A 23,280-nucleotide genomic window follows, 5' to 3' on the forward strand; every position below is an offset into this window, starting at 1 on the left:
ACCCGGGCCGGGTCCGGGTCAGCATCGACGGCGACGTCACCCTCGCCTTCCCCGCGACGCTGCCCGACACCAAGCCCGAGGACGATATCCGCGGGATCGGCGCCACCCTGTACGCGCTGCTGGTCAACCGGTGGCCGCTGGAGGGCGCGACCGGCGGTGGCCTGGCCCCGGCCGACCTCGACGCCACCGGCAATCCGGTCAAACCCGACTCGGTCAAACCCGAGATCCCGTTCCAGATCTCCGCCGCGGCCAGTCACGCGATCCAGTCCGACGGCGGCATACGCGGCGCATCGACGTTGTCGAACCTGCTGCAGCAGGCCACCGCGTTGCACGAGCAGACCGAACTGCTGGGCCCGCTCAGCGATGAGCCGCCCGCGCCGCGTCCGGCGCCGCCGGTGGATGCCGAGATGCGCGCCGAGCGGCGACGCCGGGTGCTGATCGGCGCCGGTATCGGCGGTGCCGTCATCCTGGTCGCGCTGCTGGTGCTGGCATCCGTGCTCAACCGGATCTTCGGTGACGTCAACGGGCTGGACAAAACGGAGCTGGGCCTGAGCAGTCCGTCGGCGTCGTCGTCACAGCAGGGCTCGAGCACACCGGGGAGTACGGTGAAACCCGTTCAGGCGACGGTGTTCTCGCCCGGCGGGGAGGCCGACCGTCCCCAGGATGCCGGGCTGGCGATCGACGGGAATCCCGCGACCTTCTGGTCGACGGACACCTACTCCGATCCGGTGCCCTTCCCGAATTTCAAGAGCGGCGTCGGGCTGATGCTGCAACTGCCCAAGCCGACGGTGATCGGCAGCGTCGGGATCAACGTCTCCAGCACCGGAACCCGGGTGGAGTTGCGGTCGTCGACGACGCCGCGGCCGACCCGCCTCGAGGACACCACGCTGCTGGCGCCCGCCAAGGCGCTGCAGCCCGGTGCCAACAAGATCTCGGCCGACTCGTCGGCGCCGACGTCGAACCTGCTGGTGTGGATATCGACGATGGGCAACACCGGCGGCGAGAGCCGCACCCAGATCTCCGAGATCACCGTGCAGGCGGCGTCCTAGGCGCCACGACGCGCGAGCGGTACGGCCGCCTGTGCACAACTGAAGTGCCGTCGGGCCGCCGGCTGGTTAGTGTCCGCCCATGGGTCAGCCGGAGCGCAGCGACGCCGAACTGCTGGCCGCGCACGTCGCCGGCGACCGCCACGCATTCCAGGAGCTCTACGGCCGCCACCAGCGCCGGCTCCGCCGGCTGGCCCGGGTCATCACCGGCTGCCCCGAAGACGCCGAGGACGCCCTGCAGGAGGCGATGCTCTCGGCGCATCGCAGCGCCGCATCGTTTCGTTACAACGCCGCCGTCGGCAGCTGGCTGCACCGCATCGTGGTCAATGCCTGCCGGGATCGACTGCGGCGCAACCGGCTTCACCCGTCGGTGCCGCTCGCAGAGTCTCCGGCCGTCGCCGATCGCACCGCCGAGGTGGAGACCGCACTGGAAGTGCGCGCAGCGCTGCGCAGGTTGCCGACCGAACAGCGCGCCGCAGTGGTGACCGTGGACATGCACGGCTACTCCATCGCCGATGCCGCCCGCACACTCGGTGTGGCGCAGGGCACGGTCAAGAGCCGCTGCGCCCGCGGCCGGGCCCGGCTCGCGGTACTGCTGGGCGGGGACCACACCGGGCCCGCCGCTCCGGTCCGCCCGGCTGCCCGGCGGATAGCCTTGGCGGCTGACGGTGTCCTGCACGGCCGGGTCGACGACTGTGCCTAGCCACGAAGCGAGCGGGAGCGGCACTGCGATGGACGCAGCTGATCGAGAAGGCCGGGAACTGCGCCCGGCGCATTCGAGCCGGCCGCTGCCCCGGCTCAACCGGATCGCTGCGATCGCCGGGGCGGCGGCCGCGCTGCTCGCGGTCGGATTGGGCACTGCCGCGCTGATCCGGTTTCCCGGTGACACCCCCAGCGGGCCCCGCTCGTTCGACGCCATCACGGTGGCCTCCGAACCGACACCGGTAATGCCGCTGACCGAAGCGGAGCTCCTCGAGCTGCTCGACCGACGCCCCGAGTACGGCGCGCTGGCCGATCCCGGACGACGGGCCGGCTGCCTGGCCGCCCTGGGTTATCCGGCGTCTACCCGCGTGCTGGGCGCACGCGAGCTCGCGGTCAACGGTCATCCCGGCGTCGTGCTGCTGCTGCCCGGCGCCTCTCCCGGCACCATCGTCGCGCTGGCGGTCGCCCCCAACTGCAGTTCCGCCGACACCGGGCTGCTGGCCGACACCACCGTCCGCCGCCCCTAGCCGGTGCCTCAGAACCCGTCCGTATCGGGGCCGGGAACATCGCCCCCTACGCTGACGTTGGTAGCCCCTGTAACGGTCCGAGCGGAAAGGCCCTCGATGTCTGAGACACCGACCATCCACGATGTGATCATCATCGGTTCCGGCCCGGCCGGGTACACCGCGGCGATCTATGCTGCTCGGGCGCAGCTGGCGCCGCTGGTGTTCGAGGGGACCTCGTTCGGCGGGGCGCTGATGACCACCACCGAGGTGGAGAACTTCCCCGGCTTCCGCAACGGCATCATGGGCCCGGAACTCATGGACGAGATGCGCGAGCAGGCGCTGCGCTTCGGCGCCGACCTGCGCATGGAAGACGTCGAGTCGGTGGCCCTCGACGGCTCGGTCAAGTCCGTCGTCACCGCCGAGGGCGAAACCCATCGGGCACGCGCGGTCATCCTGGCCATGGGTGCCGCCGCCCGCTACCTCAACATCCCCGGCGAGCAGGAACTTCTGGGCCGCGGCGTCAGCTCGTGCGCCACCTGCGACGGCTTCTTCTTCCGCGACCAGGACATCGCGGTGATCGGCGGCGGCGACTCGGCGATGGAGGAAGCCACCTTCTTGACCCGGTTCGCCCGCAGCGTGACCGTGGTCCACCGCCGGGAGGAGTTCCGCGCGTCGAAGATCATGCTCAATCGGGCTCGCGAGAACGACAAGATCCGGTTCCTCACCAATGCGGTGCCGGTCGCCGTCGATGGCGCGGACACCGTGACCGGGCTGCAGGTGCGCGACACCGTGACCGGCGTGGAAACCACCCTGCCGGTGACCGGGGTGTTCGTCGCGATCGGCCACGATCCTCGCTCGGAGATGGTGCGGGACGCGGTGCAGGTCGACGCGGACGGCTACGTGCTGGTGCAGCAGCCGAGCTCGCGCACCTCGTTGCCCGGGGTGTTCGCCGCCGGTGACCTGGTGGACCGTACCTACCGGCAGGCGATCACCGCGGCCGGAACCGGCTGTGTCGCCGCCATCGACGCCGAGCGCTGGCTGGCCGAGGCAGCCGACGCCGCCGACCTGCAGGACTCCGCGACCGAAACCTTGATGGGAGCACCACAGTGACCGACAACCACCACACGGTGACCGTCTCCGACGCCACCTTCGCCACCGACGTGCTGGCCAGCGGAAAGCCGGTGCTGGTCGACTTCTGGGCGACCTGGTGCGGACCTTGCAAGATGGTCGCCCCGGTCCTCGAGGAGATCGCCGCCGAGCAGGCCGATCAACTCACCGTGGCCAAGCTCGACGTCGACGCGAATCCGGAGACGGCACGGGAATTCAGTGTGGTGTCGATTCCCACGCTGATCCTGTTCAAAGACGGTCAGCCGGTCAAGCGGATCGTCGGCGCTAAGGGCAAGGCCGCCCTGCTGCGCGAGCTCGCAGACATCGGCTGACCCCGATCTGAGCCGTCGGGGATCCCGCCCGGATCCCGCACCTTTCTGGCCTCGCCGTTTTCAATAAATCGGCCAGCATCTGAGACAATGCTGCCTAACCTGCTGGCAACCGTCAGCGACGTTTCCGCTGCCAACAGCGACGACTGGAGGGCTCAGTAATGTCGGGTCGGCATCGCAGCGCAGCCGACGCGCTGCGCCGGGGCGACCGCAGCGGCGCTGTCGTCGAGATCCGCGCAGCACTGGCCGCATTGGGCCTGGTGGACAGCCCCGATGCGGACCTGACCACCGGCAAGCACGTCGCGCTGGACGTGTTCGACGACGACCTCGACCAGGCGGTACGCGCCTTCCAGCAGCAGCGCGGACTGCTGGTCGACGGCATCATCGGCGAGGCCACCTATCGGGCACTCAAAGAGGCGTCCTACCGGCTGGGTGCACGAATCCTCAATCACCAGTTCGGGGCGCCGATGTACGGCGACGACGTGGCCACGCTGCAGGCCCGCCTGCAGGATCTGGGTTTCTACACCGGCATGGTCGACGGCTACTTCGGTATCCAGACCCACAATGCGCTGATGTCCTATCAGCGCGAATACGGCCTGTACGCAGACGGCATCTGCGGCCCGGAAACGTTGCGCTCCTTGAATTTTTTGGCCTCACGGGTGACCGGCGGTTCACCGCACGCGATCCGAGAGGAAGAGTTGGTGCGGCGCTCGGGGCCGCGGCTGTCCGGCAAGCGAATCGTCATCGACCCGGGCCGCGGCGGCAGCGACCACGGACTGATCACCCAGACCCCGACGGGTCCGATCAGTGAAGCGGATATCTTGTGGGACTTGGCAAGTCGCTTGGAAGGTCGGATGACCGCCATCGGGATGGAGACGTTCCTGTCCCGTCCCAACGGCCGCAGTCCGTCGGATGCCGAACGGGCCGCCACCGCGAACGCCGTCGGCGCCGACCTGATGATCAGTCTGCGCTGCGCCACCCACGTCAGTCCGGCGGCCAACGGCGTGGCCTCCTTCCACTTCGGCAACTCCCACGGGTCGGTGTCCACCATCGGCCGTAGCCTCGCGGACTTCATTCAGCGAGAAATCGTGGCGCGCACCGGTTTACAGGACTGCCGGGCGCACGGCCGGACGTGGGACCTGCTGCGGCTGACCCGGATGCCCACCGTCGAGGTCGACGTCGGATACATCACCAGCCCGCGTGACCGCGGGATGCTGGTCTCGCCCGCAACGCGCGACGCCATCGCCGAGGGGATGCTGGCCGCGGTCAAACGGCTGTACCTGCTCGGCAAGAACGACCGGCCCACCGGCACGTTCACGTTCGCCGAATTGCTGGCCCATGAGCTGTCGGTCGAGCGGACCGGCCGGCTCGGCGGCGGTTAGCCAGACTCGACGCCGGAGGGGCGAAGCTGGGCCGCCGGTTCAACCGCGGCACCTGACCGGCTGGACACCGATCCCGCCGGGGCGCTGGCCCCGACCGGCGCCTGCAGTTGCGCGGTTTCCAGCAGCCGCTCCAGCGCCGCCTCCACCTCCGCCTTCCAGCCCAGCCCCTTGTCGAGCTCCAGCCGCAGCCGGGGGAAGTACCGGTGCGGTGCCACCACGGTGAACCCGACATCGGTCAAGAAGTCGGCTTCGATGATGCAGTGCTCCACCGTGCAGTCACCGACGGCCTCCAGCACCGGTGCGACATCCGGCGGCACATTGCGTGGATCCAGCAAGTCGCCGACGGCTGCCGTGCGGCCGAATGCCTCCAGGGCGCGGACGCCCCGGCGGATCAGTTCCTCGACCGCTCCGGCGATCAGCTCCCGCGGCAGGCCGTCGGCCATCGGCGCCGGCTCGACCCCGATGGACGTCAACAGCACCGCGTCGGCTGACACCGGTGCCGTCGGGAACCGGTGCGCCCGCGGCACCGCGCGTGGCGGGGCGTACAGCACATAGCCCAGGCACGGCGAATCGTCTGCTCCCCCGGCCGGAGCCGAGGGCGTGGCGACCTGCCCGCAGCATCCCCACTCCAGCATCACCATCGACAGCCAGGCTTCCTTCTCGAACTCCGGATCCGAGAGGTGGTCGTCGCGGCCGAGGGTGGCCGGATCCACTTCCCAGAACACGCACCGGCGTGCGTGCTTGGGAAGCTGCTCGAAGCCCTCGAGCCTCAGCGGTGCGATTCGGACAGACACTGAACTCCCGGTCTCAACCCGTGCTGCCACCGACGGCAACCCCTTAAGGATAGGAGCGTTGAGCCGCCGGATGCCACCATCGGCTCCAACCGGCCCCGCGGCACCCCGAAAATACGAAAGTCCTTGCCGTTCAGCATAATTCGCCCGCCACCCTGCCGCCGCACCGCCTAACCGTCACAGTGACGTAATTGCCGTGTGCCATCGGACCTGGCCCGACACCGGGTTCAATCGGCCGAGGAGCTCATCAGCGCGACGATGCGCTGCAAGTCGTCGACGGACCCGAATTCCACCACGATCTTGCCTTTGCGCTTGCCGAGGCTGACCGTCACGCGGGTGTCGAAGGCGCTCGACAGCCGTTCGGCGACGTCCTGGAGGCCGGGCATGTGGATCGGCTTGCGGCGCGGCGCCACCGGTGTCGAGGTGTCGCCGCGGTTGGCCAGCGTGACTGCCTCCTCGGTCGCCCGCACCGACAGCCCCTCGGCGACGATCCGGGCCGCCAGCTGCTCCTGCGCCTCCGAACCGCCCTCCAGCGACAACAGGGCACGGGCATGGCCGGCCGACAACACCCCGGCGGCCACCCTGCGCTGGACGGCGATCGGCAGCCGCAGCAGCCGGATCATGTTGGTCACCAACGGCCGCGACCGGCCGAGGCGGGCCGCGAGTTCATCGTGGGTGACCCCGAACTCGTCGAGCAGCTGTTGGTAGGCCGCCGCCTCTTCCAGCGGATTCAGCTGCACCCGGTGGATGTTCTCCAGCAGGGCGTCGCGCAGCAGATTGTCGTCGTCGGTCTCCCGCACGATCGCCGGGATCGCATCCAGGCCGGCCTGCTGGGAAGCCCGCCAGCGCCGCTCCCCCATCACCAACTGGTAGCGCGCCGCGCCGGGTGCGGCCCCCGGAAGTGCCCGCACCACGATCGGCTGCATCAGCCCGAACTCGCGGATCGAGTGCACCAGTTCGGCCAGCGCCTCGTCGTCGAAGACCTGCCGCGGCTGGCGGGGGTTGGGCTCGATGTCGGCCGGACTGATCTCGCGGTAGACCGCGCCCACTTCAGCGGCCTTCGCCGGGGCGGCGCCGCCCAGGACCACGTCCGCCGCGGCGTCACCCATCCGGGGCCCCATGCCGGCGCCCCGGTCGGCCGTGGTGCCCGCCCCGTCAGCGGGGCCGGTGGGGATCAGCGATGCCAGGCCGCGGCCCAAGCCGCCCTTCTTACGCGACGGTCCGGTCATTTGCGTTGTTCCTTCTTAAAAGTGGTTCCTTCTTGCCGACGACGGTCATCAACGCCGTCCTTCGGGGCCATCGGCCAGATCACGTTCGACGAGTTCCCGGCTGGCGTCCAGATAGCTCATGGCGCCGCGCGAGCCGGGGTCGTAATCGATGATCGTCATGCTGTAGCCGGGTGCCTCCGACACCTTGACGCTGCGGGGGATCACCGTCCGGAGCACCCGGTCGCCGAAGTACCGCCGGACCTCATCCGCGACCTGATCCGCGAGCTTGGTGCGGCCGTCGTACATCGTCAGCAGCACGGTCGTCACCTCCAGCCGCGGATTGAGATGCGCCTTGACCATCTCGATATTGCGCATCAGCTGGGACACACCCTCCAGGGCGTAGTACTCGCACTGGATCGGGATCATCACCTCCGGCGCCGCGACCAACGCATTCACCGTGAGCAATCCCAGCGACGGGGGGCAGTCGATGAAGACGTAGTCGAAGTCGGAGTCGTCCAGTTCGCTCAACGCGTTCCGCAACCGATTCTCCCGCGCCACCATGCTCACCAGTTCGATCTCGGCGCCGGCCAAGTCGATGGTGGCCGGGATGCAGAACAGTCGCTCGTTGTGGGGACTCTGGCGCAGCGCGGCGTGCACCGGCATCTGCCCGATCAGGACTTCGTATGACGACGGGGTGCCCGATTGGCGGTCGGAGATGCCCAGCGCGGTGCTGGCGTTGCCCTGGGGGTCCAGGTCGATCACCAGGGTCTTGATCCCCTGGACGGCGAGCGCCGCCGCGAGGTTGACGGCGGTCGTCGTCTTGCCGACCCCGCCCTTCTGGTTGGCGACAGTGAACACCCGGCGGCGCTTGGGGCGGGGCAGGCGGTTGTGGGTGTGCAGTACCTGCATGGCGCGCTCGGCAGCAGCCCCGATCGGGGTGTCGTAATCAGGTGATGTTTCACGTGAAACCGGACCGCGCGATGTTTCACGTGAAACCGCGCCGCGGGAGGGGCCGGCGTCCCGGGCCGCCGGGCGGCCGGCCGGTGTGCTCATGTTGCTCTCCTGGTGGTCCGTCGCGTCGGTCCGCCCCGGGCTCGGCCGGGCTCCCCCCGCCGCGCCGTCACCACGGTCGCGGGCGGAGTTAAATAGTTCACGCCACATCTCACCACCCTTATGTCGTTCGCGCCTAGTCCGATCATCACACGGCGGTGCTCGTCGACCTCGGCCTGCGCGCGCTCGCCCTTCATCGCCAGCATTCGCCCGCCGTTGCGAAGCAGCGGCAGACTCCAACGGCTGATCTTGTCGAGGCTGGCGACCGCCCGCGAGACGACCGCGTCACGGTCCCCAACAGCGTCGCGCACCACCCGATCTTCGGCACGGCCCCGCACCACGTCCACGTTCTCGAGGCGCAGTTCGTCGACCACCTCGCGGAGAAAGTCGCTGCGTCGGAGCAACGGCTCCACGAGTACCAGCTGCAGATCCGGCCGGACGATAGCCAAGACGATCCCCGGCAGGCCGGCGCCGCTGCCGATGTCGGCGACCCGCTCGCCCGCCTCGAGCAACTCGGCCACCGCCGCACAGTTGAGCAGGTGGCGCTCCCAGATTCGCTCGACTTCCCGCGGACCCAGCAAGCCCCATTCCACACCGGGCCCCGCCAGCAACTCGGCGTAGCGCCTGGCGGTCGAGAACCCCTCACCGAAGACGTCGGCCGCCGCTGGCGGAGCCGCGGGCGCCGGCGCTCCCCCGACATGTTTCACGTGAAACATTCCTCCGGCTTCCCGGGTGCGCGTGGAGAATTACTCGGATGTACTTCTCCGGCGGTACCTACCCGCTAGTCCCGCCGAACGACGACCCGGCGTGACGGCTCCACACCCTGGCTCTCGCTGTGTACGCCTGCGACGGCAGCCACCGCATCGTGGACGATCTTACGTTCGAACGGGCTCATCGGGGCCAGTTCCTCGTCGTCGCCGCTTTCCAGCACCCGCCGGGCGACCTCGTCGCCCAACGCGGTCAGATCATCGCGGCGCCGCCGGCGCCAGCCGGCGATATCCAGCATCAGCCGGCTGCGCTCGCCGGTCTTCTGGTGCACCGCCAGCCGGGTCAGCTCCTGCAGCGCGTCGAGCACCTCGCCCTTGCGGCCCACCAGCTTGGTGAGGTCGGTCCCGCCGTCGATACTCACGATCGCCCGGCGGCCCTCCACGTCGAGATCGATGTCGCCATCGAAGTCCAACAGGTCGAGCAATTCCTCCAGGTAGTCGCCGGCGATCTCTCCCTCGGCAACCAACCGGTCTTCGAGATCAACAGTGGGCGTGGCCGGGGCCGCTCCGCCGTCCTCGGTCTCCAGCTCGCCCGCAACATCCACAGCGTCCTGCCCCGTGGTCTCCGCGTCGTTCGTGTCGGTCATGTCAGTCATGTCGTCTCCCTCCGTGCCCGGCTGCTCACGCGCCGGTTGGCTTGGTGGCGGTGCGGTCACCGCTTGCGTTTCTTCGGCTTCGCGCCGGCGCCCGGGCGGCTACCGCGCGCGGCGGGCCGGCCCGGGTTTCGTTTGACCGCATCGGCTTTGGCGGGCTCGCCGGCGGCGGCCTCGGTCACGGCATCGGCGGCCGGCGGCTGCTCGGATTCGGTAGCACTGTCGGCATCCGCGGCCGCGGTGCGACCGGCTCGCTTGGGCTTGGCCCCGGGTGCCGGCGCGTTCGCAGCGCGTCGCCGCAGCGCTTCCTCCTTCTTCTGCTCCTCCTCCTTGGCGATCAAGCCGAACACGTAGTGCTGCTGGGCGAACGTCCAGATGTTGTTGGAGAACCAGTACAAGATGATGGCCAACGGCAAGAACGGCCCGCCGACCACCACGCCGAGCGGGAACACGTACAGCGCGAGTTTGTTCATCATCGCGGTCTGCGGGTTCGCAGCCGCCTCCGGGGTCTGTCGCGCGACCGACGCCCGGCTGTTGAAGTAGGTCGCGATGCCGGCCGCGATCATGATCGGCGCGCCTACCGCGATCACCGAGACACGGTTGAACTCGGCGAAGGCGTCCAACCCGGTGCGCTGGATCATCGTCGCACCCAGTGGCGCTCCGAACAGGTTCGCGTCCAGGAAGTTGCCCACGTCGGCGGCGCTGAAGAAGTAGTTGCCCAGCTGCCGGTTCAGGTCCGGTGACAGGCCCAGCTGGCCGATCCCGGAGCTGGTGCGGTTAAACGAGCGCAACACATGGAACAGGCCCAGGAACACCGGCAGCTGCGCCAGCATCGGCAGACAACCCAAGATCGGGTTGAAGCCGTGCTCCCGCTGCAGCTTCTGCATCTCCATCGCCATCTTCTGGCGATCTTTGCCGTACTTCTTCTGCAACGCCTTGATCTGCGGCTGCAGCTCCTGCATCTGTCGCGTGGTGCGGATCTGCTTGACGAACGGCTTGTAGAGCAGCGCCCGCAACGTGAAAACCAGGAACGTCACCGACAGTGCCCAGGTGAAGAAGTTCGCCGGACCGAGCACCAGGCCAAAAGCCTTGTACCACAACCACATAATCCCCGACACCGGGTAGTACACGTAGTCCATACTCTGGGGATCAAAGGACACTGCGTTCACTCTCCGCTCGGTTGTCCGAGGCGTTCCCGGACGGGCAGCCGCAGCCGGCGCCATCCTGGGACCGCTCCGGTATCGGATCCCAGCCACCTTGATGCCACGGACCACACTTTGCCAGGCGCACCGCTGCCAACCAGCTGCCCCGGATCAGCCCATACTCGCCCAAGGCGTCCACTGCGTACTGGCTGCACGTCGGCATGAAACGACAACTCGGTAGCCGCAACGGGGAGATCAAGTGCCGGTAGAGCTCGATGACGAAGATCAGTCCGCGGACCGGAGCCGCTGCGACACCGTGGTTCACCGTGCCCCACCCCCCGACCGGTGCACCGCCTGCAACCCGGCACGCAATTGCGTACGGAGTGCCGTCGATTTCGCCCCGCTACTGGAGGGCAACGCCCGGATCACCAGCCGTTCGCCCGGGTGCAGCTCGCCCAGCATCTCGCGGGCCACATGACGCAACCGGCGGGCCACCCGGTGTCGATCGACGGCGGAGCCCACCGACTTGGCGATGATCAACCCGACCTGCGGGGACGCCTCGGCCACGTCGGGGGTGTCGATCTGCCGGTCGTCGACCACTCGGCTGTAGACGACGACATCCGGCTGCACCGCTCTGCGGCCCTGCTTGACGGTCGCACCGAAATCAGCCGACCGTCTCATCCGGTAGGGAGACGGGAGCACCGCCGCGCTACCCGTCTCAAGCAGTCAGCGAGCGCCGGCCCTTGCGACGCCGACCCGTGACGATCGCGCGGCCGGCGCGCGTCCGCATCCGCAGGCGAAACCCGTGTACCCGGGCCCGGCGTCGGTTGTTCGGCTGGAAGGTCCGCTTGCCCTTGGCCACGGCACATTCTCCTTGTTGCGTCTTGCGCCGCGTCTGCCCGACACACCGGAAGCCCGTTGTGCCTGCCGCACGCGACGCACTCGGTAAGCTCGGTGAACTTCTGCGTCTTGCTGGTAACCGGCGCGGTCTCCGGCCAAGAGCCGGTCGCTGCCGTATCGCCGACGTTCGGGCGACTGTTCGAGGGTACTGACGCAGGTTCGCCGGGTCAAACCCGCCACCGCCTCCCTCCGCAGCGGGCCGCCCAGCCCGTGGCGAGCGGATGCACTGAAGCCCATTATTCACAGTGGTCACACCCGCCACGGACGTCGTGGGTGGCCTCGTTTTCGGCCCGTTCATCTCGCAGAAACGAGTGGTCACCAGCCCGGAAACCTGTTAGCTTGCTTGCCAGCACCGTTTCGCAACTGAAGCGGTCTCGGCCGTAATCGAAGAGCACCAACCGGCCGGCGCTTCAGGTGTCGCCTGACAATCTGGGGTGGCCGTTTGCCGAGCAACTGGCCTGGAGGGCCTCAACGGGGTATGCGCATCTCATCCACACCTGTGGATAACTGTGTGGATAGCATGTCACCGCACGGGATCCGTGCATCACGACTTCGAGCCAGGGGGATGGGGCATTGACCGATGACCCCGGGACGGCGTTCCTCACCCTGTGGGACGAGGTCGTTGCGGAACTCAACGGTGAAGCCGACGCGCCCGGCGGTGCAGCGCCGCTGCTGACACCCCAGCAGAAGGCCTGGCTCAACCTCGTCCACCCGTTGGCGATCGTCGAGGGTTTCGCGCTGCTCGCGGTGCCCAGCAGCTTCGTCCAGAACGAGATCGAACGACACCTGCGCACCCAGATCACCGCCGCCTTGAGCCGTCGTCTGGGCCACGACATCGAACTCGGCGTCCGCATCGCCCCTGCCCCGGCCGACGACACCACCGCCTCGTCGGCTCCAGATGGTGTTGTCCCCTCTCGCGTCAGCGACGATGACGAAGACGACGACACCACCGACGTCGAATACGATTGGCCGAACTACTTCACCGAGCGCCCCAGTGATGATTCGGCCACCGCCGACGGCGCCAGCCTCAACCGGCGCTACACCTTCGACACCTTCGTCATCGGTACCTCCAACCGGTTCGCGCACGCCGCTGCCCTGGCCATCGCCGAGGCGCCCGCGCGTGCCTACAACCCGTTGTTCATCTGGGGTGAGTCCGGTCTGGGCAAGACCCACCTGCTGCACGCGGCCGGCAACTACACCCAGCGGCTGTTTCCCGGGATGCGCGTCAAGTACGTCTCGACCGAAGAGTTCACCAACGACTTCATCAACTCACTGCGCGACGATCGCAAGGTCGCGTTCAAGCGCAGCTACCGCGACATCGACGTCCTGCTCGTGGACGACATCCAGTTCATCGAGGGCAAAGAAGGTATCCAGGAGGAGTTCTTCCATACCTTCAACACGCTGCACAACGCCAACAAGCAGATCGTGATCACCTCCGACCGGGCGCCCAAACAGCTTGCCACCCTGGAAGATCGGCTGCGCACCCGGTTCGAGTGGGGGCTGATCACCGATGTCCAGCCACCCGACCTGGAGACCCGGATCGCGATTCTGCGCAAGAAGGCTCAGATGGAGCGGCTGGACGTTCCCGGGGACGTGCTGGAGCTGATCGCCACCAGCATCGAACGCAACATCCGCGAACTGGAGGGGGCGCTGATCCGCGTCACCGCATTCGCCTCACTGAACAAGACGCCGATCGACCGGGCGCTGGCCGAGATCGTGCTGCGTGACCTGATCGCCGATGCCAGCACCATGCAGATTAGTGCCGCGATCATCATGGCGGTGATCGCCGAGTACTTCGACACCAGCATCGAGGAGCTGCGCGGCCCCGGCAAGACCCGCCCGCTGGCCCAGTCTCGGCAGATCGCCATGTATCTGTGCCGAGAGCTCACCGACCTGTCGCTGCCCAAGATCGGTCAGGCCTTCGGCCGCGACCACACCACCGTGATGTACGCCGAACGCAAAATCCGCGGCGAGATGGCCGAGCGTCGCGAGGTCTTCGATCAGGTCAAGGAGCTGACCACCCGAATCCGGCAGCGCGCCAAGCGCTGAAATCCCCCGGGCCGGCCCCCGACTTCCCGGGACTTCTTGCAAAAAACTTCCGACCCATTCGCACCACCCGTTACGGCCGCTGGCTGTGGATACCGCTGCGGACAACCTGTCCACCATCCGGTGACGAACCGGCCGAGGATGCACAGCCGCTGTTCCATCCACAGCCGGCCCGCTGCCGCTCGGCGTGTTATTCACGGTTGGTCCCCAACCCGATCGCCCTGTTCAGCAGCGACGATGCCGGGTTGTACCCAGCATGCACAGGCCTTACTACTAATACTCAGTTCTCTTCATCGGTTTCCTTTCAAAAACAGCTGTTGGGGATTCGCGCCCAGGCGGCCTGTTCACAACCAGCCACCACCCACCCCGACCGGAACGCCGGGGCAACCACGGGTGTCCTCGATTAACTTTCACGAAGGGCTTCTAGGCTCTACGGTTGGTGACCTACCGCCCTTGCGCTTTTGTCGAGGGCGTTGCACGGCCGCAGGTGGGATGTTCACCGGTCGCCGCGGGGTAGAGCTCGATAACGGGGTGACGAGAGGACGCTATGGACGCGGCGACCACAAACGCGGGTCTGACCGACTTGAGATTCCGCCTGGACCGGGATGACTTCGCGGATGCGGTGGCGTGGGTGGCGAAATCCCTGCCGGCCCGGCCCACCGTGCCGTTGTTGGCCGGAGTGCTGCTGACCGGGTCGGACAACGGTTTGACGGTTTCCGGGTTCGATTACGAGGTCTCCGCAGAGGTCCAACTTGCGGCCGAGATCGCTTCGCCAGGAAGCGTTTTGGTATCCGGACGGCTGCTGTCGGATATCACCAGGGCGCTGCCGGCCAAGCCGGTCGAGGTGCAGGTCGAAGCGACCCGGGTGTCGTTGAGGTGCGGCAACGCCCGGTTCTCGTTGCCGACCATGACCGTCGAGGATTACCCCACGCTGCCGACGTTGCCCGAGGAGACCGGGACGTTGCCCGCGGACCTGTTCGCCGAGGCGATCGGCCAGGTGGCGGTGGCGGCCGGGCGGGATGACACGCTGCCGATGTTGACCGGTATCCGTGTCGAGATTTCGGGAAACACAGTGGTTTTGGCGGCCACGGACCGGTTCCGTCTGGCGGTCCGCGAACTGACCTGGTCGGCGGCGCCCGGTACCGAAGCGGCGGTGCTGGTCCCGGCCAAGACGCTCGCCGAAGCGGCCAAGGCCAGCGGTGACGGCACCGAGGTGCATCTGGCCCTGGGTGCGGGCCCGTCGGTGGGCAGCGAAGGTCTGCTGGGCATCAGCAGTGCCGGCAAGCGCAGCACCACCCGCTTGCTGGACGCCGAATTCCCGAAATTCCGCCAGCTGCTGCCCAGCGAACACCTTGCGGTCGCCACCATCGGGGTGGCGGAGCTGACCGAGGCGATCAAGCGTGTCGCCCTGGTCGCCGACCGCGGAGCGCAGGTTCGCATGGAGTTGTCCGAGGGAACGCTGCGGTTGTCCGCCGGCGCGGACGATGTCGGGCGCGCCGAGGAGGACCTGCCGGTCGACTTCGCCGGCGAGCCGCTGACCATCGCCTTCAACCCGACCTATCTGACCGATGGGCTGGGCTCGCTGCACAGTGCGAAGGTCTCGATGGGATTCACCGATCCCAAAAAGCCGGCCGTGCTGCGACCGGCCGGTGACGACGAACCTGCGCTGAGCGGCGCGGGTCCGTTCCCGGCGGTACCGTCGGACTACGTCTACCTGTTGATGCCGGTTCGCCTGCCGGGCTGACCGGCGCGGCCGCCACGACTGGAGGGGTGGTTTCGCGGTGTATGTCCGCCACCTGGGCCTGCGAGATTTCCGGTCCTGGGCGCACGTCGACCTCGAACTGGAGCCGGGCGCGACGGTACTGGTCGGCGCGAACGGGTATGGCAAAACCAATCTTGTTGAAGCGCTGTGGTATTCGGCGACCCTCGGGTCACATCGGGTGGCCACCGACGCCCCACTGATCAGATCCGGCGCCGAGCGCGCAGTGGTGTCGACCATCGTCGTCAACGAAGGTCGCGAGCTGGCGGTGGATCTGGAGATCGCCGCCGGGCGTGCCAACAAGGTCCGGCTCAACCGGGCCCCGGTGCGCCACCCCCGCGAGGTCGTCGGCGTGCTGCGAGCGGTGTTGTTCGCCCCGGAAGACCTGGCGCTGGTGCGAGGGGATCCCGGTGAGCGACGCCGTTACCTCGACGAACTGGCCAGTGTGCGCCGGCCGCGGATCGCCGCGGTGCGTGCCGACTATGACAAGGCGCTGCGTCAGCGCACCGCGCTGCTCAAGAGCGCCTCGGGTGCGCTGCACCGCGGTGACCGGTCGGTGCTGGACACCCTCGACGCCTGGGATGCTCAGTTGGCAGCGCATGGCGCAGAGCTGATGGCCGCCCGGATCGAGCTGGTCGACCAGTTGGCTCCGGAAGTCGAAAAGGCCTATCAACTGCTTGCCCCGGGGACCAGGACCGCAGCGGTTGCCTATCGCCCCAAATTGGAGGTTCCCCCCGAGGCAGCGAGTGCAAGCCTGGCCGAGCTACAAGAGCTGCTGCTGGCGGAACTGGCGCAGCGGCGCCGTGCGGAATTGGAACGCGGTGTGTGTCTGGTCGGTCCCCACCGCGACGAGCTGGAACTGCGCCTGGGTGATCGGCCGGTGAAAGGCTTTGCCAGCCACGGGGAATCGTGGTCGATGGCGCTGTCGCTGCGGTTGGCGGCTTATCAACTGCTGCGCAGCGAAGGGGCCGAGCCGGTGTTGCTGCTCGACGACGTGTTCGCTGAGCTGGACACGGCTCGCCGCCGCGCACTCGCCGACGTCGCCGCCGCCGCCGAGCAGGTGCTGATCACCGCCGCCGTGGCCGACGACGTCCCGGCGGACTGGCAGGCCCGCCAGATCCGGATCGCGGTGGCCGAGGACGATACCGGCAGGGTGTCGGAACTGATCGGGGCTGAGTCATGAATGATTCCGAGTTGCCGGAGCTGCAACCACCGGCGCATCTGGCCGGGCTCACCGGCATGGATCTGGTCCGGCGGACGTTGGCCGAAGCGCGCGAAGCGGCGCGCAGCCAGGGCAAGGATGTCGGACAGGGGCGCCGGGCACCGTTACGCCGGCGTGCACCGGGCGGTGGCGGTGGCCGCCGCCGGTGGTCGGGGCCGGGACCGGATGCCCGCGACCCGCAGACCTTGGGCGCTGCCACCCGCGATCTCGCGCAGTCACGCGGCTGGTCGGCGCAGGTCGCCGAGGGTACGGTCCTGGGTCGATGGCGCTCGGTGGTCGGTGAGGACATCGCTTCACACGCGACGCCGACCAGGCTGTCGCAAGGCGTGCTGAGCGTGTCGGCCGAATCGACGGCCTGGGCCACGCAGCTGCGGCTGGTACAGCGTCAGCTGTTGGCCAAGATCGCCGCCGCCGTCGGTGAAGGGGTGGTGACAACGCTGAAGATCACCGGGCCCACCGCGCCGTCGTGGCGTAAGGGACCGCTGCACGTTTCGGGCCGCGGGCCGCGCGACACCTACGGATAGCCGGGCCGGGTCGGCCGACACTCGCCAGGGCTGCGTCTCAGAAGCCCTACGAGCACAAAAAACGCTCCGGCCACCGGCCGGACACATGGTCGACCGCGATATCGACGCCACGGCGCAACCAGATGGGTGGAAACGCCCTGAGAAAATACCCGCCGTGGCCGGGTCACGGTAGACTGTTCGGGTATCCCCCGCGCATCCGGTGATGTGGTGCGCCGAATGCTTGCTCGAGACCTTGAGGAGAGCTCCCCGACCGTGGCTGCCCAAAACAAGTATGGTGCCGATTCGATCAAGGTTCTCGAAGGCCTCGAAGCCGTCCGCAAACGACCCGGTATGTACATCGGCTCCACGGGTGAACGCGGCCTGCATCACCTGATCTGGGAGGTCGTCGACAACGCCGTCGATGAGGCGATGGCCGGCTACGCCAGCAAGGTCGCGGTGCGCATCCTCGAAGACGGCGGCGTCGAGGTCACCGATGACGGCCGTGGCATCCCGGTGGCCATGCACGCCACCGGAATTCCGACCGTCGACGTCGTGATGACCGTCCTGCACGCCGGTGGGAAGTTCGAAGAGGGCGCCTACAGCGTCTCCGGTGGCCTGCACGGCGTCGGCGTCTCGGTGGTCAACGCGCTGTCGACCCGGCTGGAAGCCGATATCTGCGTCGATGGTCACGAGTGGTTCCAGACCTATGACAAGTCGCTCCCCGGAACGCTGAAGAAGGGCGACAAGACCACGAAGTCCGGTACCACCATCCGGTTCTGGGCGGACCCGGACGTCTTCGAGACCACCAACTACGACTTCGAGACCGTAGCGCGGCGGTTGCAGGAGATGGCGTTCCTCAACAAGGGCCTGACCATCGAGCTCACCGATGAGCGGGTCCGGACCGAAGAAGTCGTCGACGAGGTCGTCAGCGACACCGCCGAAGCGCCGAAGTCCGCCGAGGACAAGGCCGCCGAAGCCCAGGCGCCGCACAAGGTCAAGCACCGCGTCTTCCACTATCCCGGTGGCCTGCGTGACTTCGTCGCGCACATCAACCGCACCAAGACCCCGATCCACCCGACCATCATCGACTTCGACGGCAAGGGAACCGGACACGAAGTCGAGATCGCCATGCAGTGGAACGGCGGCTACTCCGAATCGGTCCACACCTTCGCCAACACCATCAACACCGCCGAGGGTGGCACCCACGAAGAGGGATTCCGCTCGGCGCTGACCAGCGTGGTCAACAAATACGCCAAAGACAAGAAGCTGCTCAAGGACAAGGACCCCAACCTCACCGGGGAGGACATCCGCGAAGGCCTGGCGGCGGTCATCTCGGTCAAGGTGTCCCAGCCGCAGTTCGAGGGCCAGACCAAGACGAAACTGGGCAACACCGAGGTGAAGTCGTTCGTGCAGAAGGTCTGCAATGAGGAGCTCAGCCACTGGTTCGAGGCCAACCCGGCCGAAGCCAAGGTGGTCATCAACAAAGCGGTGTCCTCGGCGCAGGCGCGCGAGGCCGCGCGTAAAGCCCGGGCGTTGGTGCGCCGCAAGAGCGCCACGGATCTGGGCGGGTTGCCCGGCAAGCTGGCCGACTGTCGCTCGAATGACCCCACCAAGTGCGAACTATATGTGGTGGAAGGGGATTCGGCGGGCGGCTCGGCCAAGAGCGGACGCGACTCGATGTTCCAGGCGATTCTGCCGTTGCGCGGCAAGATCATCAACGTCGAAAAGGCTCGGATCGACCGGGTGCTCAAGAACAACGAAGTCCAGGCGATCATCACCGCGCTGGGCACCGGTATCCACGACGAATTCGATATCTCCAAGCTGCGCTACCACAAGATCGTGCTGATGGCCGACGCCGACGTCGACGGCCAGCACATCGCCACCCTGCTGCTGACGCTGCTGTTCCGTTTCATGCGGCCCCTCATCGAGAACGGCCACGTCTTCTTGGCGCAGCCGCCGCTGTACAAACTCAAGTGGCAGCGCGGCGCTGAGCCCGAATTCGCCTATTCCGACCGGGAACGCGACGGCCTGCTCGAGGCGGGCAAGGCCGCCGGCAAGAAGATCAACACCGAAGACGGCATTCAGCGGTACAAGGGCCTGGGTGAGATGGATGCCAAGGAGTTGTGGGAGACCACGATGGACCCGACGGTGCGGGTGCTGCGTCAGGTCACCCTCGACGATGCCGCCGCGGCCGACGAACTCTTCTCGATCCTGATGGGCGAGGACGTCGAGGCTCGGCGCAGCTTCATCACACGCAACGCCAAAGACGTTCGCTTCCTGGACGTTTAGGGATGTGTCGCGACGCCGGCGCCATCCGACCTGCCTGACCGCTGACTGAACGAGGAACAGATGACAGACACCACGCTGCCACCCGGAGACGACTCGGTGGACCGGATCGAACCGGTCGACATCCAGCAGGAGATGCAGCGCAGCTACATCGACTACGCGATGAGCGTGATCGTGGGCCGTGCGCTGCCCGAGGTCCGCGACGGCCTCAAGCCGGTGCACCGGCGGGTGCTCTACGCGATGTTCGACTCCGGGTTCCGCCCGGATCGCGGCCACGCCAAGTCGGCCCGCTCGGTCGCCGAGACGATGGGTAACTACCACCCGCACGGTGACTCGTCGATCTACGACACCCTGGTGCGGATGGCCCAGCCGTGGTCGCTGCGCTACCCGCTGGTCGACGGCCAGGGCAACTTCGGTTCGCCGGGCAACGACCCGCCGGCCGCGATGCGTTACTGCGTCACCGCGGAGGCTTTGGTGCGGTTGCCTTTTGGGCAGGCCGTACGGATCGGTGATGTCGTCGGTGACGCCCGACCCAACTCCGACAACATCGTTGAGTTGAAGGTCATGGACCGGCACGGCAACCCGGTGGCCGCAGACCGACTGTTCCACTCCGGTGAGCATCAGACCTACACGGTGCGGACCGCCGAGGGTTACGAAGTAACCGGTACGGCGAACCACCCGTTGTTGTGCCTGGTGGACGTCGCGGGCGTTCCGACCCTGCTGTGGAAGTTGGTCGAGGAAATACGGCCGGGTGATCGCGTTGCGCTGCAACGGACCCCGCCGGCCGAGTTCGGGCCCGCCGACTGGCAGCCGACTATGGAAGCGCTGCTGGCCGGCGCCTTCCTCAGCGAGGGCGTCGTCTCCGAGGGCCGAGCCGGCTTGAACAACCTCGACGCTGATTACTTCGAGATGGTGGTGACGGCCTACGACGCGGTCGTGGGCGGCCCGCGGTCTGTATCGCATCGCCCGATCAAGTCGGGGTCGCTGCTGCATGAACTCGATGTCCACGATCTTTCCGACTTGAAGGAGTCACGGCTGGCGGAACTCGTCGGGCAGCGGTCGGCGGGGAAGTCGATACCGGAATGGATCTGGCGTTCGCCGGCGGCTGTCAAGCGGGTGTTCCTGCGGGCGCTGTTCGAAGGAGACGGTTCCTGCTCGTCGCTACCGCGTAACGGGATCCAGGTGTCGTACTCCACCCGCAGCCAACCCCTTGCCAAGGACGTGCAGCAGATGCTGCTCGAGTTGGGGGTGATCTCCAAGCGGTACCGGCACGCCAGCGGCGAACACAAGGTTGTCATAACCAACCGCGGGCAAGCTGAGCTGTTCGCGAGCCAGGTCGGCTTCGGCGGCGCCAAACAGCAGAAGCTGGTCGGCATGCTGTCGTCGCTGCCGCCATGCGCCGGTATGGACGATGACCACGTTCCGGGCCTGGGTTCGTTCATCCGCACGCAAGGCGGTGGCCGCTGGGTCGACAAGGACTGGCTGAACCGCCACAACATCGACCGGCTCGCTCGATGGCGGCGCGATAGCGCGGAGATCCTTTCGCGTATCGCCGACCCGGACGTCCGCGCGATCGCTTCCGAGCTCACCGACGGGCGGTTCTACTACGCCGAGGTCGCCTCGGTCACCGATGCCGGCGTTCAGCCCGTCTACAGCCTGCGGGTGGACACCGAGGACCACGCCTTCATCACCAACGGGTTCGTCAGCCACAACACCGAGGCTCGCCTGACCCCGTTGGCCATGGAGATGCTGCGTGAAATCGACGAGGAGACCGTCGATTTCGTCCCGAACTACGACGGCCGGGTGCAAGAGCCGACCGTGCTGCCCAGCCGGTTCCCGAACCTGCTGGCCAACGGGTCCGGCGGCATCGCGGTCGGCATGGCGACCAACATCCCGCCGCACAACCTGCGTGAACTGGCCGAAGCGGTGTTCTGGTGCCTGGACAACCACGACGCCGACGAAGAGACCACCCTGGAAGCGGTGATGGAGCGGGTCAAGGGCCCGGACTTCCCCACCTCGGGGCTGATCGTCGGATCGCAGGGCATCGGCGACGCCTACCGGACCGGGCGCGGATCCATCCGGATGCGCGGGGTGGTCGAGATCGAGGAGGATGCCCGCGGGCGGGCACTGCTGGTCATCACCGAACTGCCCTACCAGGTGAACCACGACAACTTCATCACGTCGATCGCCGACCAGGTGCGCGACGGGAAACTCGTCGGTATCGCCAACATCGAGGACCAGAGCAGCGACCGGGTGGGGCTGCGCATCGTCGTCGAGGTCAAGCGCGACGCCGTGGCCAAGGTGGTGCTGAACAACCTCTACAAGCACACCCAGCTGCAGACGAGCTTCGGCGCCAACATGCTCTCGATCGTCGACGGGGTGCCGCGCACCCTGCGACTGGATCAGATGATCCGCCACTACGTTGCCCACCAACTCGATGTGATCGTGCGGCGCACCACCTACCGGCTGCGCAAGGCCAACGAACGCGCGCACATCCTGCGCGGCCTGGTCAAGGCGCTCGACGCCCTCGACGAGGTGATCGCACTGATCCGGGCGTCCGAGACCGTCGACGTGGCACGTCAGGGCCTGATCAACCTCCTCGACATCGATGAGATCCAGGCGCAAGCGATCCTGGACATGCAGCTGCGGCGGCTGGCCGCGCTGGAGCGCCAGAAGATCATCGACGACCTGGCCAAGATCGAGGCCGAGATCGCCGACCTGGAAGACATCCTCGCCAAGCCGGAGCGGCAGCGCGCGATCGTGCAGCAGGAACTCGGCGAGCTCGTCGAAAAGTACGGTGACGACCGTCGTACCCGGATCATCGCCGCCGACGGCGATGTCGCCGACGAGGATCTGATCGCCCGCGAGGACGTCGTCGTCACGATCACCGAAACCGGCTACGCCAAGCGCACCAAGACCGACCTGTACCGCAGCCAGAAGCGCGGCGGCAAGGGCGTGCAGGGCGCCGGGCTCAAGCAGGACGACATCGTGGCGCACTTCTTCGTCTGCTCGACCCACGACTGGATCCTGTTCTTCACCACGCAGGGCCGGGTGTACCGCGCCAAGGCCTACGACCTGCCGGAGGCGCTGCGCACCGCTCGCGGCCAGCACGTCGCCAACCTGTTGGCCTTCCAGCCCGAGGAGCGCATCGCCCAGGTCATCCAGATCAAGAGCTACGAGGACGCGCCGTACCTGGTGCTGGCCACCCGCAACGGCCTGGTCAAGAAGTCCAAGCTGACCGACTTCGATTCGAACCGGTCCGGTGGGATCGTCGCGATCAACCTGCGCGAGGGCGACGAGCTGGTCGGCGCGGTGTTGTGCTCCGCCGAGGACGATCTGCTGCTGGTCTCGGCCAATGGGCAGTCCATCCGGTTCTCGGCGACCGACGAGGCGCTGCGCCCGATGGGCCGGGCCACCTCCGGCGTGCAGGGCATGCGGTTCAACGCCGATGACCGGCTGCTGTCGCTCAATGTGGTCCGCGATGACACCTACCTGCTGGTGGCCACCGCCGGCGGCTACGCCAAGCGAACCGCGATCGAGGAGTACACCGCCCAGGGTCGCGGCGGCAAGGGCATCCTGACCATTCAGTACGATCCCAAGCGGGGCCGGCTGGTCGGGGCGTTGATTGTCGACGATGACAGTGAGCTTTACGCGATCACCTCCGGGGGCGGGGTGATCCGGACCGCGGCGCGGCAGGTTCGCAAGGCCGGGCGCCAGACCAAGGGCGTTCGGTTGATGAACCTGGGTGAGGGCGACACACTGATAGCGATCGCACGGAACGCCGACGTAGAAGCGGTCGACGAGGACTCGGATAGCTGAACGAGAAAATCCGGACCGCGGGGCGGCTCGGGGAGGTAAGGAGCGTCAGTGAGCGCACCGAATGAGCCGGGGCACCCGGGCAGCGGTCCGGGCCAAGCGGAATCCGCGGGCAGCGGGCCGGC

21 protein-coding genes are annotated in these 23,280 nt (G+C 67.5%); 12 read left to right on the plus strand and 9 right to left on the minus strand.

The annotated features are described in order from the left end of the window. The 6 genes from DQP56_RS14565 to DQP56_RS14590 form a co-directional block, all read left to right on the plus strand. Nucleotides 1-1,049, plus strand: a 1,049-nt coding sequence (locus DQP56_RS14565) for a protein kinase family protein (protein ID WP_526022706.1), incomplete at its 5' end; no start/stop codon positions are given. 79 nt (nucleotides 1,050-1,128) lie between these two features. Next, nucleotides 1,129-1,749, plus strand: a complete 621-nt coding sequence (gene sigM / locus DQP56_RS14570; RefSeq protein ID WP_112686554.1) for an RNA polymerase sigma factor SigM — start codon at nucleotides 1,129-1,131, stop codon at nucleotides 1,747-1,749. 28 nt (nucleotides 1,750-1,777) lie between these two features. Next, complete coding sequence (locus tag DQP56_RS14575; protein WP_112686556.1) at nucleotides 1,778-2,275, plus strand: RsmA family anti-sigma factor; 498 nt, start codon at nucleotides 1,778-1,780, stop codon at nucleotides 2,273-2,275. A gap of 96 nt (nucleotides 2,276-2,371) precedes the next feature. After that, nucleotides 2,372-3,364 (plus strand): thioredoxin-disulfide reductase, encoded by a 993-nt coding sequence (trxB, locus tag DQP56_RS14580; RefSeq protein ID WP_112686558.1) that lies wholly within the window; start codon nucleotides 2,372-2,374, stop codon nucleotides 3,362-3,364. After that, complete coding sequence (gene trxA / locus DQP56_RS14585; RefSeq protein WP_112686560.1) at nucleotides 3,361-3,693, plus strand: thioredoxin; 333 nt, start codon at nucleotides 3,361-3,363, stop codon at nucleotides 3,691-3,693. Before trxB ends, trxA begins: the two co-directional genes overlap by 4 nt. 158 nt (nucleotides 3,694-3,851) lie before the next feature. Next, nucleotides 3,852-5,072 carry an N-acetylmuramoyl-L-alanine amidase gene (locus DQP56_RS14590; protein ID WP_112686562.1) on the plus strand — a complete coding sequence of 407 codons (1,221 nt, stop codon included), beginning with the start codon at nucleotides 3,852-3,854 and terminating at the stop codon, nucleotides 5,070-5,072. On the opposite strand, the gene DQP56_RS14595 is transcribed toward DQP56_RS14590, so the two are convergent. The 9 genes from DQP56_RS14595 to rpmH form a co-directional block, all read right to left on the minus strand. Then, nucleotides 5,069-5,866, minus strand: coding sequence for an acetyltransferase (locus DQP56_RS14595; protein ID WP_205868879.1), 798 nt, complete (start codon nucleotides 5,864-5,866; stop codon nucleotides 5,069-5,071). The genes DQP56_RS14590 and DQP56_RS14595 overlap by 4 nt on opposite strands. A 224-nt stretch (nucleotides 5,867-6,090) precedes the next feature. Continuing rightward, on the minus strand, nucleotides 6,091-7,092 hold the full coding sequence (locus tag DQP56_RS14600) for a ParB/RepB/Spo0J family partition protein (protein WP_112686564.1): 1,002 nt from the start codon (nucleotides 7,090-7,092) through the stop codon (nucleotides 6,091-6,093). Nucleotides 7,093-7,140: 48 nt separating this feature from the next. Beyond that, complete coding sequence (locus tag DQP56_RS14605; protein WP_112686566.1) at nucleotides 7,141-8,124, minus strand: ParA family protein; 984 nt, start codon at nucleotides 8,122-8,124, stop codon at nucleotides 7,141-7,143. After that, nucleotides 8,121-8,837, minus strand: a complete 717-nt coding sequence (gene rsmG, locus DQP56_RS14610) for a 16S rRNA (guanine(527)-N(7))-methyltransferase RsmG (RefSeq protein ID WP_112686568.1) — start codon at nucleotides 8,835-8,837, stop codon at nucleotides 8,121-8,123. The genes DQP56_RS14605 and rsmG overlap by 4 nt, the downstream gene beginning before the upstream one ends. Before the next feature lie 65 nt (nucleotides 8,838-8,902). Next, the gene (locus tag DQP56_RS14615; RefSeq protein WP_205868880.1) at nucleotides 8,903-9,475 is read right to left on the minus strand and encodes a Jag family protein; all 573 of its coding nucleotides are present in this window, start codon (nucleotides 9,473-9,475) and stop codon (nucleotides 8,903-8,905) included. A 65-nt stretch (nucleotides 9,476-9,540) separates the two neighbouring features. Then, nucleotides 9,541-10,620, minus strand: coding sequence for a membrane protein insertase YidC (gene yidC / locus DQP56_RS14620; protein WP_112686572.1), 1,080 nt, complete (start codon nucleotides 10,618-10,620; stop codon nucleotides 9,541-9,543). A 10-nt stretch (nucleotides 10,621-10,630) separates the two neighbouring features. Then, the gene (yidD, locus tag DQP56_RS14625) at nucleotides 10,631-10,948 is read right to left on the minus strand and encodes a membrane protein insertion efficiency factor YidD (protein ID WP_112686574.1); all 318 of its coding nucleotides are present in this window, start codon (nucleotides 10,946-10,948) and stop codon (nucleotides 10,631-10,633) included. Continuing rightward, a complete protein-coding gene (gene rnpA, locus DQP56_RS14630; RefSeq protein WP_112686576.1) occupies nucleotides 10,945-11,325 on the minus strand; it encodes a ribonuclease P protein component in 381 nt (126 codons plus the stop codon). Before rnpA ends, yidD begins: the two co-directional genes overlap by 4 nt. Nucleotides 11,326-11,341: 16 nt before the next feature. Beyond that, nucleotides 11,342-11,485 carry a 50S ribosomal protein L34 gene (gene rpmH / locus DQP56_RS14635; protein WP_005142265.1) on the minus strand — a complete coding sequence of 48 codons (144 nt, stop codon included), beginning with the start codon at nucleotides 11,483-11,485 and terminating at the stop codon, nucleotides 11,342-11,344. A 611-nt stretch (nucleotides 11,486-12,096) separates the two neighbouring features. Here rpmH and dnaA point away from each other — a divergent pair. From dnaA to gyrA, 6 genes are all read left to right on the plus strand, one after another. Beyond that, the gene (gene dnaA / locus DQP56_RS14640; protein WP_112686578.1) at nucleotides 12,097-13,572 is read left to right on the plus strand and encodes a chromosomal replication initiator protein DnaA; all 1,476 of its coding nucleotides are present in this window, start codon (nucleotides 12,097-12,099) and stop codon (nucleotides 13,570-13,572) included. Nucleotides 13,573-14,116: 544 nt separating this feature from the next. Continuing rightward, nucleotides 14,117-15,313: a DNA polymerase III subunit beta gene (gene dnaN / locus DQP56_RS14645; protein WP_112686580.1), complete on the plus strand. Its 1,197-nt coding sequence runs from the start codon at nucleotides 14,117-14,119 to the stop codon at nucleotides 15,311-15,313. Nucleotides 15,314-15,350: 37 nt separating this feature from the next. Beyond that, nucleotides 15,351-16,511, plus strand: a complete 1,161-nt coding sequence (gene recF / locus DQP56_RS14650) for a DNA replication/repair protein RecF (protein WP_112686582.1) — start codon at nucleotides 15,351-15,353, stop codon at nucleotides 16,509-16,511. Further along, entirely contained in the window at nucleotides 16,508-17,074 is a 567-nt protein-coding gene (locus DQP56_RS14655) for a DUF721 family protein (RefSeq protein WP_112686584.1), read from the plus strand. The genes recF and DQP56_RS14655 overlap by 4 nt, the downstream gene beginning before the upstream one ends. Before the next feature lie 216 nt (nucleotides 17,075-17,290). After that, nucleotides 17,291-19,342 (plus strand): DNA topoisomerase (ATP-hydrolyzing) subunit B, encoded by a 2,052-nt coding sequence (gyrB, locus tag DQP56_RS14660; protein ID WP_112686586.1) that lies wholly within the window; start codon nucleotides 17,291-17,293, stop codon nucleotides 19,340-19,342. 60 nt (nucleotides 19,343-19,402) lie between these two features. Continuing rightward, a complete protein-coding gene (gene gyrA / locus DQP56_RS14665; protein ID WP_112686588.1) occupies nucleotides 19,403-23,158 on the plus strand; it encodes an intein-containing DNA gyrase subunit A in 3,756 nt (1,251 codons plus the stop codon). Nucleotides 23,159-23,280: the final 122 nt, after the last annotated feature.

This window comes from Mycolicibacter senuensis (assembly GCF_003284925.1).
Lineage (GTDB): Bacteria > Actinomycetota > Actinomycetes > Mycobacteriales > Mycobacteriaceae > Mycobacterium > Mycobacterium algericum_A.

Excerpts from the sequence above, each read along its gene's own strand:
- sigM (WP_112686554.1), top strand. The coding sequence starts at position 1,129 with ATGGGTCAGCCGGAGCGCAGCGACGCCGAACTGCTGGCCGCGCACGTC.
- DQP56_RS14575 (WP_112686556.1), top strand. The coding sequence starts at position 1,778 with ATGGACGCAGCTGATCGAGAAGGCCGGGAACTGCGCCCGGCGCATTCG.
- trxB (WP_112686558.1), top strand. The coding sequence starts at position 2,372 with ATGTCTGAGACACCGACCATCCACGATGTGATCATCATCGGTTCCGGC.
- DQP56_RS14590 (WP_112686562.1), top strand. The coding sequence starts at position 3,852 with ATGTCGGGTCGGCATCGCAGCGCAGCCGACGCGCTGCGCCGGGGCGAC.
- DQP56_RS14600 (WP_112686564.1), bottom strand. The coding sequence starts at position 7,092 with ATGACCGGACCGTCGCGTAAGAAGGGCGGCTTGGGCCGCGGCCTGGCA.
- DQP56_RS14605 (WP_112686566.1), bottom strand. The coding sequence starts at position 8,124 with ATGAGCACACCGGCCGGCCGCCCGGCGGCCCGGGACGCCGGCCCCTCC.
- rsmG (WP_112686568.1), bottom strand. The coding sequence starts at position 8,837 with ATGTTTCACGTGAAACATGTCGGGGGAGCGCCGGCGCCCGCGGCTCCG.
- DQP56_RS14615 (WP_205868880.1), bottom strand. The coding sequence starts at position 9,475 with ATGACCGACACGAACGACGCGGAGACCACGGGGCAGGACGCTGTGGAT.
- yidC (WP_112686572.1), bottom strand. The coding sequence starts at position 10,620 with ATGGACTACGTGTACTACCCGGTGTCGGGGATTATGTGGTTGTGGTAC.
- dnaN (WP_112686580.1), top strand. The coding sequence starts at position 14,117 with ATGGACGCGGCGACCACAAACGCGGGTCTGACCGACTTGAGATTCCGC.
- DQP56_RS14655 (WP_112686584.1), top strand. The coding sequence starts at position 16,508 with ATGAATGATTCCGAGTTGCCGGAGCTGCAACCACCGGCGCATCTGGCC.
- gyrB (WP_112686586.1), top strand. The coding sequence starts at position 17,291 with ATGCTTGCTCGAGACCTTGAGGAGAGCTCCCCGACCGTGGCTGCCCAA.
- gyrA (WP_112686588.1), top strand. The coding sequence starts at position 19,403 with ATGACAGACACCACGCTGCCACCCGGAGACGACTCGGTGGACCGGATC.